This is a genomic window from Brevibacterium sp., from assembly GCF_052105255.1.
Taxonomy (GTDB): domain Bacteria; phylum Actinomycetota; class Actinomycetes; order Actinomycetales; family Brevibacteriaceae; genus Brevibacterium; species Brevibacterium linens_B.
Genome location: NZ_JBQDYQ010000088.1, coordinates 1 through 8,452, shown reverse-complemented (window position 1 = coordinate 8,452; position 8,452 = coordinate 1). Strand labels below are relative to the sequence as shown.

At 60.4% G+C, this 8,452-nt stretch carries 4 protein-coding genes; all 4 read right to left on the bottom strand.

The genetic code is table 11. The features are described from left to right. A partial coding sequence (locus tag ACTIIH_RS15275; RefSeq protein WP_441452725.1) for a polyketide synthase occupies positions 1-1,552 on the bottom strand: 1,552 nt, incomplete at its 3' end. Between the two features lie 13 nt (positions 1,553-1,565). Next, positions 1,566-3,758: an SDR family NAD(P)-dependent oxidoreductase gene (locus ACTIIH_RS15270; RefSeq protein WP_441452724.1), complete on the bottom strand. Its 2,193-nt coding sequence runs from the start codon at positions 3,756-3,758 to the stop codon at positions 1,566-1,568. A gap of 140 nt (positions 3,759-3,898) precedes the next feature. Beyond that, a complete protein-coding gene (locus ACTIIH_RS15265) occupies positions 3,899-7,525 on the bottom strand; it encodes a beta-ketoacyl synthase N-terminal-like domain-containing protein (RefSeq protein WP_441452723.1) in 3,627 nt (1,208 codons plus the stop codon). A gap of 21 nt (positions 7,526-7,546) precedes the next feature. Next, positions 7,547-8,392 carry a thioesterase domain-containing protein gene (locus ACTIIH_RS15260; protein WP_441452722.1) on the bottom strand — a complete coding sequence of 282 codons (846 nt, stop codon included), beginning with the start codon at positions 8,390-8,392 and terminating at the stop codon, positions 7,547-7,549. Positions 8,393-8,452 lie beyond the last annotated feature (60 nt).

Here is an 8,452-nt window from a genome sequence, read left to right as displayed (position 1 = left end):
GATATCCGGCACGCAGGGCCGGTTCTACGCCCTCTGCGTCGTGGAGTCCGTACCATCGATGTGGAGGAAGTTCACGGATCAGTGAGGTTCCGCCTCGCACCGCAGCGGCAAGGTCATCAACGCCGTGCGCGGAGGCCGCAATCGCTCCGACTCCGCGTACTGCCAATGTCCCAAGGCTGGTGACTGGTTTGTCCACCGTCGTCCCGACAAATTCATCCGGCGGGCTCGAGAGAACGACATGAGCGTTAACACCGCCGAAACCGAACGAAGACACCCCCGCGCGGCGTGATCGATCAGAATCGGGCCACTCAGTAGCGGTACGGACAATGCGGCGAGTGGCCGACTCCGGCCCCCGCAGCTCCGCCTCTTCGAGGCCGGGAGTCGCAGGGATCACACCATGCCGCAGAGCGAGCACGACTTTAAGCATGCTGGTGAAACCGGCGACAGTGAGGAGGTGCCCGACGTTGCCCTTGACGGACCCGAGCAGGGGGACGGCATCGCCGAAATACTCCGCGAGTCCAGACAATTCAACCTCGTCGCCGAGCGGGGTACCAGTGGCATGACACTCGATGTAATCGGGGAGTCCTCCAGGGTCGCTGTCGCCGTAAGCGCGTCGGTAGACGTCAAGTTGTCCGGCCATGGAAGGAGCGAGTAGATGGGTTCCCGAACCGTCATTGCCAAGCGCGGCGGTGTCTACTGTCGCCAGCACGTCGTCACCATCGGCGAGTGCCTCATCCAGACGTCGCAGGACGAATGCCCCCGCACCCTGTCCAGTGACGATTCCTTCGGATTCCGAGTGAAAGGGAAGGCTTAGCTCTCCGCCCGGGTATGCCTTCAGGTCAGAGAATGAGAGATGGATGAGTACCGAGTCGGGTGCGCAAATCGACCCGACAACAACCGTGTCCGCACTGCCCGTGCGTAACTGCTCACAGCCGAGCGCGAGACTGTAGAGAGCGGAGGCACAGGCCGCGTCCACCGCGAGTCTAGGGCCGCCGATATTGAAGGCGTCGGCAACGAGAGTCGCCGGGGCCGAGGCAGGCCAGAGGGCATCAGGGCCGCGCCGATGGGTGTCGTCGTTGTCCGGAATCGAGAGGCCTGCATTCCGTAACCCTGCGGCGACGTCTCTCCTGATCAGCGGTAGGCATCGTTCCGTTGACTCCAGGGTGGGGAACGAGTAATTTCCGAACACTAATCCGGTTCGGGCGAGTCGCGGATCTTCTGGGAGTAGCCCTGCCGAAGCCAGCGCTCTTCTAATGGCGTAAATGCTCCAAGTTACCACCCGACCACCTTCGACAAGACGTCCAGGGGGGACAGCAAGACCTTCGAGGTCGATCTCAGGTTCATCGACGAAGCCAGCACGGGTGTCGGTGATTCGATGAGTATTGTCACCCCATCCTCCCGGGGCGGCAGGGTCGATACCGAAATCGGCGGCCGACCCCGGGCGTCGGCTGTCGACGCCCCTCTCAAGGTTCGTCCAGAACTCCTCGGGCGTGTGAGCTCCGGGCAGTAAACAGGACATGCCGACGATAGCGATCTTCGATGTCTCGGTCATGTGAATCCTTTGATCAGCTGACGTGGTGGCCCGCGAATAGGGTCGCGAGCCGGGGACTACTTACGGTTCTCACTTCGTTCATCACGAGCAGCACGGCGCCATCACTGGTAAGCGCAGTGACATCTGTAGTTACGATGGGTGCAACACTGTCGCGGACACGCACGTCGATATACCAATGGCTGTTGCGTGGCGGTCGGCGGTAGACCCGAACCTCTGCTACGGACGATGGGAGGCAGGATTGACCCGTCTCCCGCTGCGCCGCCACAAGGGCCGCTTGGAGGAGCAGGTCGGCATCGGCGGGGTCAAAATCCGCCGTCCCCCATGCCCCGTCGGCAGGTGAAGCCCCTGTGGAGTGTGCCTCGAAAACGAGGTGCCCTGGGGAGTCATGGAGAGTCTGTTTGAGCCCCCGCAGCTTAGGGCCGTGGAAAAGTGTGCCGTCCTCATAGTTCACTGGTGTCCCGGCACCATCGTCGGTGAACCGAGTCATCTGAGAATCGGTGATCAACGGGGATTCGTCAACAATCGCTCGGAACCGTACCCGCCCGCTGTCATCGCGGAGGACCGTTTCGCGTCGTCCTCCGTCCTCGGGTTCGCAGAACTCTACGATTACAGACTCCGGTCGCATGTCGTCAAACGCGATGCCCTTGACGACTTCAAAGTCCCGTAACCCCGTCGCAGGAGCCTCGCCGCTGAAGCCTGCCGACCGAAGAAACAGGCCCATGACGGCCGTCGCGGGAAGCACGGATTCCTCGCCGATTCTATGGTCGAGTACGAGGGGCTCGGTAACGACTGTGTCGAGCCGTCGACGCAACGAGATCGACCTCGGAGCACGCACGACGGATGTGTTCCCCGAGAGCGGTAATTCCGGTCCCACTCCAACCACGACATCGGCAGAGCGCTCCCGGCCCAACTGCTCCACAAGCTGAGCCACACCGACTTCGAGAGGTATCAGCGGAACTCCTCGATCTGCAAACATCGCTGCCAAAGCCGGAGTCACCATTCCCCCATTCCACGCACTCCAGTCAATCGCAGTTACTGCGGTGTCCGGATGACGGGAGCGAAGAGAGACAGCAACCTTGTTGAGCGCCTCGTTGGCCATCCCATAGGCCGCCTGCCCCTGGTTTCCGAAGAAGCCAGCCGTCGAGGAAAAGAGCACGATGTGCCGGAGGGGAACTCCGTCGAGTGCATCGAGTAGGCCGGAGAGTCCCGCGATTTTGGTGTGCAAAACTCGGGTTACATCGGCCCCCTTCGCTTCCCGAATAAGGGAGTCTTTAATGATACCTGCACCATGCACGACTCCAGTAATTCTTTCACGCCAAGGGCTTACCGCCGCGGCGATCGCATCGCGGTCATCGACATCGACGGCGAGATAATCGGCCTGAACGCCCGCGAGACGCGCCTGATGGAGAGTCTCCCGAATCTCGCGCGCAGCCTGGATCGGGTGCACCATCAATTCGACAGCCTTAGGGGTCGCTTTTTCCGTTGCTGCGAGAGCGGTGGCCGCAGCTCGACGAAGCTGATCGTTACTCACCCCTGTTGCCCATTCCGGCTCGTCCGAGAGTGAACTTCGACCGAGGAGAAGTAAATCGCACCCGTATGCTCGGGCGAGACCAAGAGCGCAGGACGCAGTGACCCCGCGGCCCCCGCCGGTTACCACGAGCAGATCGCCGCGTGCTGGAGGGTCTACCTCATTTAGGTCCGGAATCAGCGACTCGTCTGCCTCCGGTCCAGCGACAACAGTCATTCGTCGGCCGACTGCGTTGATTCCGACCTCATGGATTGAGGTATCGACGTCACAGGCCTCGGCAAGTATCCACGCCGCAGCCTGTCGCGGATCAGCACTCGGGTCGATGTCGACGGATCGGCAATACACCTCAGGAGCTTCGATGGCAAAAGTCTTTACTAATCCGGATATTCCGGCCAGAGCCGCCGTGTCGGGGTCAGCCGAGCCAGAGTAGCCGTGGGCACCGTCTACCGCCGTGACGGTAAGCAATGCCCGACGTCCAGCGGCAGGCTTATCCACCTCGAGAGGTTCCACCAGGTCCGCCGCTGCGAGCATTGCCTCCGTCAGTGATGAGACAGAGTTCTGCGCATTGTGGGGGGGCGTAGGAGATTCGTCGGCTCCCACGAAGACGACAGCAAGATCTACTTGCGTATCTACGTTCTGGGAAACGTTCCACCCCTGCTCTTCGAGTAGACGGATCAACGCAGTGGATACTTCGCCTGACTGACCGATCACGACGGCCCGGGAACCAGAAACGAAAGCACCGACTTCTTCGTCGACCGCAGAAAGTCGTCGGGGAATGACGTGGAAACGTCTGCACCATTCCCGACTGCCCTCCGCGGTCAGATCACTTTTGGGTCAGAATTCACCGCACTACTCCCGGTCAGGTACTCCCCGATTTCGCTAAGCGTGCGCATTCCCCCCATCGTTTCCGGGTCTGCTGAGTCGGAGCTCGGAACCCGGTCCCTGAGAGCACTCATGATCTCCACCCGCTTGATAGAGTCGATGCCCAGATCGGCTTCAAGATCCATCTCGGGATCGAGCATGTCGGCCGGGTACCCCGTTTTCTCTGCGACGATACCAAGTAAGACGTCAGAAACAGACTCAGTTTCTATGACATCGTCTGAGTCGGGTGCGGAGGTAGCGGACGAAGTGGGTGTCGAGGTCTGATCGTCGGAAACCTTTTGCACGGTAGCAGCCTGGGGCTCGTCGACTACGATCTCATCTACCAGACCAGCGGATGCTGGTGCGGTCTCAGGCGATGCGACGGTCGATCCTGAGCTGGAAGTTGTTGGAGCGGAAGGAAGCTCAAGGTCGTTGCTGCGCACGCTCGGCTTCGGGTGGGAACGATTCGGGACCACGGCGGCGTGCCCACTGTCGTCCCCAACGAAGGAGCGGATAACATCAGCCGCCACCGCGTGGCTGTGACCGATGGCAGTACTCTGATCGGCGACCGCGCGCATCGCGTCGACTGCTAGCTCCCAGTCTCGCCCGATTCTGGAGTCCGATTCAAGGATGTGGGCCAGTCGTTCAGCCACTTTCAGCTGACTGCCGAGGTAAGTGCGGTGCATGGCAAGGTGCTCGTCTGCGACCTCGCTGATCAAATCTCTGTCAGCCGCGCGCGGCGCTGGCGCGGAGGTAGGCGATGAGGTCGTTCCGTCAGCCACCGTAGGTGATGCATTCAGTGCCGCCTCGAACTCGCTGACACGATCATCAGGCTGGTAGTTAGTTCCGTCAAGCATGATTGTCATTCCGTTCTTCTGGTCGATATTGGTGGCGGGGTCGAGGTCCATTTGAGGATCGGAAAGGGAGAAACCGAGAACTGCTAGCCGGGCTACAAGCGCAGACAACGAACGCTCGGAGTCTCCCCGAGGACCGGCGTCGGCAGAAAGCACAGTCACGTCATCAGCATCGGCGAGAATCTGTTCAACGAGACCACCGAGAACAGATCTCGGACCGAATTCGATGAACACGCGGATGCCAGACTCGTACAGCTCGCGAACCCGTCCCTCGAACTGGACGGGTTCAGCTAGTTGTTGACCGAGGACGGCACGATTCAAATCTGGGTCTTCCCCGTATTCTGCGTCTTCTGTGCACGAGAGAACCGGGAATTCGGGACTGCCAATCGTCTCATCCACTAAATTAGCGCCGAAGCGTTCGATGGCGTGGTGTATGAGCGGAGTGTGAAACGCGGCACCTACTGGGAGCCGACGGGCCGTCCAGCCACGACTTTCAGCCCGTGTCACAAAGGCGTCAACCGAGTCACTGGCTCCACCGATGACGGTCTGCGCCGGACCGTTGAGATTGCAGATCCACACGTCATCAAGACTGTCAACTTCCGCACGGACATCGTCGGCAGAAGCGCCGATCGCCGCCATGGTTCCCAAGTCGTCGAGGTGCTCTGGTCGGTCGGCCATCGCTTGGCCGCGGGCTTGCGCAAGGCGGTGCAGGGCGGCGGTGTCGATGGAACCAGCCGCCCAGAGAGCCGAGAGTTCGCCGAAGCTGTGGCCAAGACCAGCAGCCGGCGCGAATCCGAGTTCGGAGAGAAAACGGTATTGTCCGACTGTGATGGCCGCGAGGGCAGCCTGGGCACGGTCGGTTCGCCGCAGCTGAGAATCCTGGGACTGCGCCTCTGCGTCGTCAAATGGGTGGGGCGGGAAAATGTGTCGCGATAGCGGATCGTACGACGGCGACGCGAGGCTTGCCTCATCGAATGCTCGTCGGATAACCGGGTGTCGCAAGGCAGCGAACGCTCCCATTCCGACATACTGGCTGCCCTGGCCTGCGAAGAGTGCAGCTGCTCGGCCTGAGGCAGTACCAAGACGGAACCACCCTGCTGGCAAGTCAATCGCATCCGTTTCGCTGTCCCGGATAGCGGCGGACAACCGTTCGCGCCACACCTCGATCTCTTCTGCGGTTCCGACGACGGCTGCGCGTGCAGTCCCTGGCGCAGTCCACGCGCTTCCAGTGGGTTCAGCGTCCATCGCCTCAAGGAGTCCTGCTCGGTCTTCGGCAGTCCAGAATGCAACCGCGATCCGTTTCTCCAAGGGCGCTTCCACATCATCTCCGTGTTCGGTGAGAACAACGTGAAAATTGGTCCCACCGAAACCGAACGATGACACTGCGGCGGCACGTGAAGGGCGGTCCGGCTCCACGACCCACGGGCGGGCACGTGTGCCGACATGAAACGGACTCTTCGGACCGTTGGCGGCGTCTGTCGGGTCTGTGACGTTTATCGTGGGGGGCATCACCTTCTGGTGCAAGGCCAGAGCGGCCTTGATGAGCGACGCCGCACCAGCAGCCGCTTTGGTGTGTCCGATCTGGGACTTGACACTACCTACGGCCGCGTGTGAAGGAGTATCACTGACGGTGAAGACCTCCGCAAGTGACTCTAGTTCCGTCCGATCTCCGACCGCGGTCCCAGTTCCATGACACTCGATCAATCCAATCTCACCCGGGTCCAACCGGGCATCGTCGTAGGCACGTCTCAGCGCGACAACCTGTCCCTCCTTGCGGGGGGCGTAGATACTCTTGTACCGACCGTCGCTGGACGATCCCATGCCGCGCAGGACCGCATAGATGCGATCCCCATCGCGCTCAGCATCCTCCAACCGTTTGAGTGCGATCATCCCGGTTCCCTCACCGATGAGGGTTCCGTCGTTCTCCTTATCGAATGGTCGGATTAGGCCCGAGCGGGATAGTGCTGGGGTTTTTGAGAAGCACATATACATGAGTATCGTGTTCTCGGCATCACAACCTCCGGTAAGCATGAGGTCGGCTCGACCCAACACGAGTTCATCGACGGCCGTCCTCACAGCCGCCAGAGAGCTCGCACACGCCGCGTCTACCGTGCAGTTTACGCCACCGAGATCTAGGCGATTAGCTACCCTGCCGGCTACAACGTTTCCAAGCATTCCTGGAAAAGAATTTTCCTCCCACGGGGCGTAGGCTTTAACGAATGTATCTGTGATGTAGTCAACGGTCTGCTCATCCAGCCCGCAAGCCTCGACCACCCTGCGCAGTGTCGGAGTCTGGAGCCGGGTGGATAATGGCTGAGTAAGTGAGTTCGCTCCCGTGATACCGAGGACCACTCCGGTCCGCGAACTGTCGTACCAGTCGGAACCGGGAGCCCCCGCGTCCTCGAGAGTAGCTTTAGCCACTCCCAGAGAGAGCAGCTGCAGTACGTCGGTCACACCAATCACCGAAGGTGGCATACCCCATTCTATCGGATCGAAAGGGACCGACGGGATGAATCCACCGCGGGTGCAATATATCTTGTCCGGCATAGTGGGGTCCGGATCGAAATAGTCCTGGGGATCCCAGTGCGAGGCGGGCACATCTGTGATGCAGTCTTCGCCGCGGACGATGTTGGACCAAAATTGACCAAGGTCGGCAGACCTCGGGTAGAGGCCTCCGAGACCCACAATGGCTACTGGAGTGTCGGCGAGATGGTGGCCTGTTAGAGACATGATGAGGCTCCAATGAGGTTGTCAGAGAATGGAGATGAGTGCGTCGGTGATCTTCCGGACAGCGTCCGGGTGATTAACCATGCTGTAGTGATCGCCAGGTACATCGACGATATTCAGACCATCACTGATCTGGTCCCACCCCATGTGTTGATCGTCGACCAGCAGGCTGTGGTCAGGACGGACGAGAGTTGTAGTAACGCGGCACGAAGGAGCGGAGTGCTCTCCGGCCAGTCGGTTGTTGCGGTGTAGACCGGCAACGAAGACTTTAAACACCTTGTTCAGCCCTTCGATAGATGCAGATCCGACTGGGGCCGCTCGTTCGCGAGCACGCTCGAGCACGACGAGCAATGCACCATCCTGGTCCTTATCCAGGAAGTTGGCCGTCGACAAACCAAGGTCGACTCCTTGTTTTGCCGAAAGATACATAGAGAACCAGTCGAAAGCCTGAGCCCGATCGGTTCCGGAAAGTTCGCGAGCGTCACCGACCTCCCAAACATACCCGGGCACCGCTGCGATACTGTCGAGCAAGCAGAGTCCCGCCGGGAGTTCGTCGTCGGTTAGCCTCCGAAGTGTACTATTAGCGACCACACCACCGAATGACCAACCCGCCAGAAGCCACTTCGACGTAAAATCGAGGTGCGTGCGCAACTCCCGCTCCACATCAGCTGCCAGCGAGTCAACAGTGAGTGATCCGTCGCCCTGCCCCAAAGCCTCAAGTAGGTATTCGCGGGTTTTGTCCAACTCGATTACGGTGAGCTCACCTCCCCATTGCTCCCGGAGTTCCGTCCAGACGGAGGGATCCATCGCGCCCGGATGGATCATCGCGAGCGGGACCGCTGGTGGTCCCTCGGAATCAACATCAAGCACTGGCGCTCACCTCTACAATGTAGGCGGAAAGCTCTCGGATAGTCGGGTGGTACCACAAAG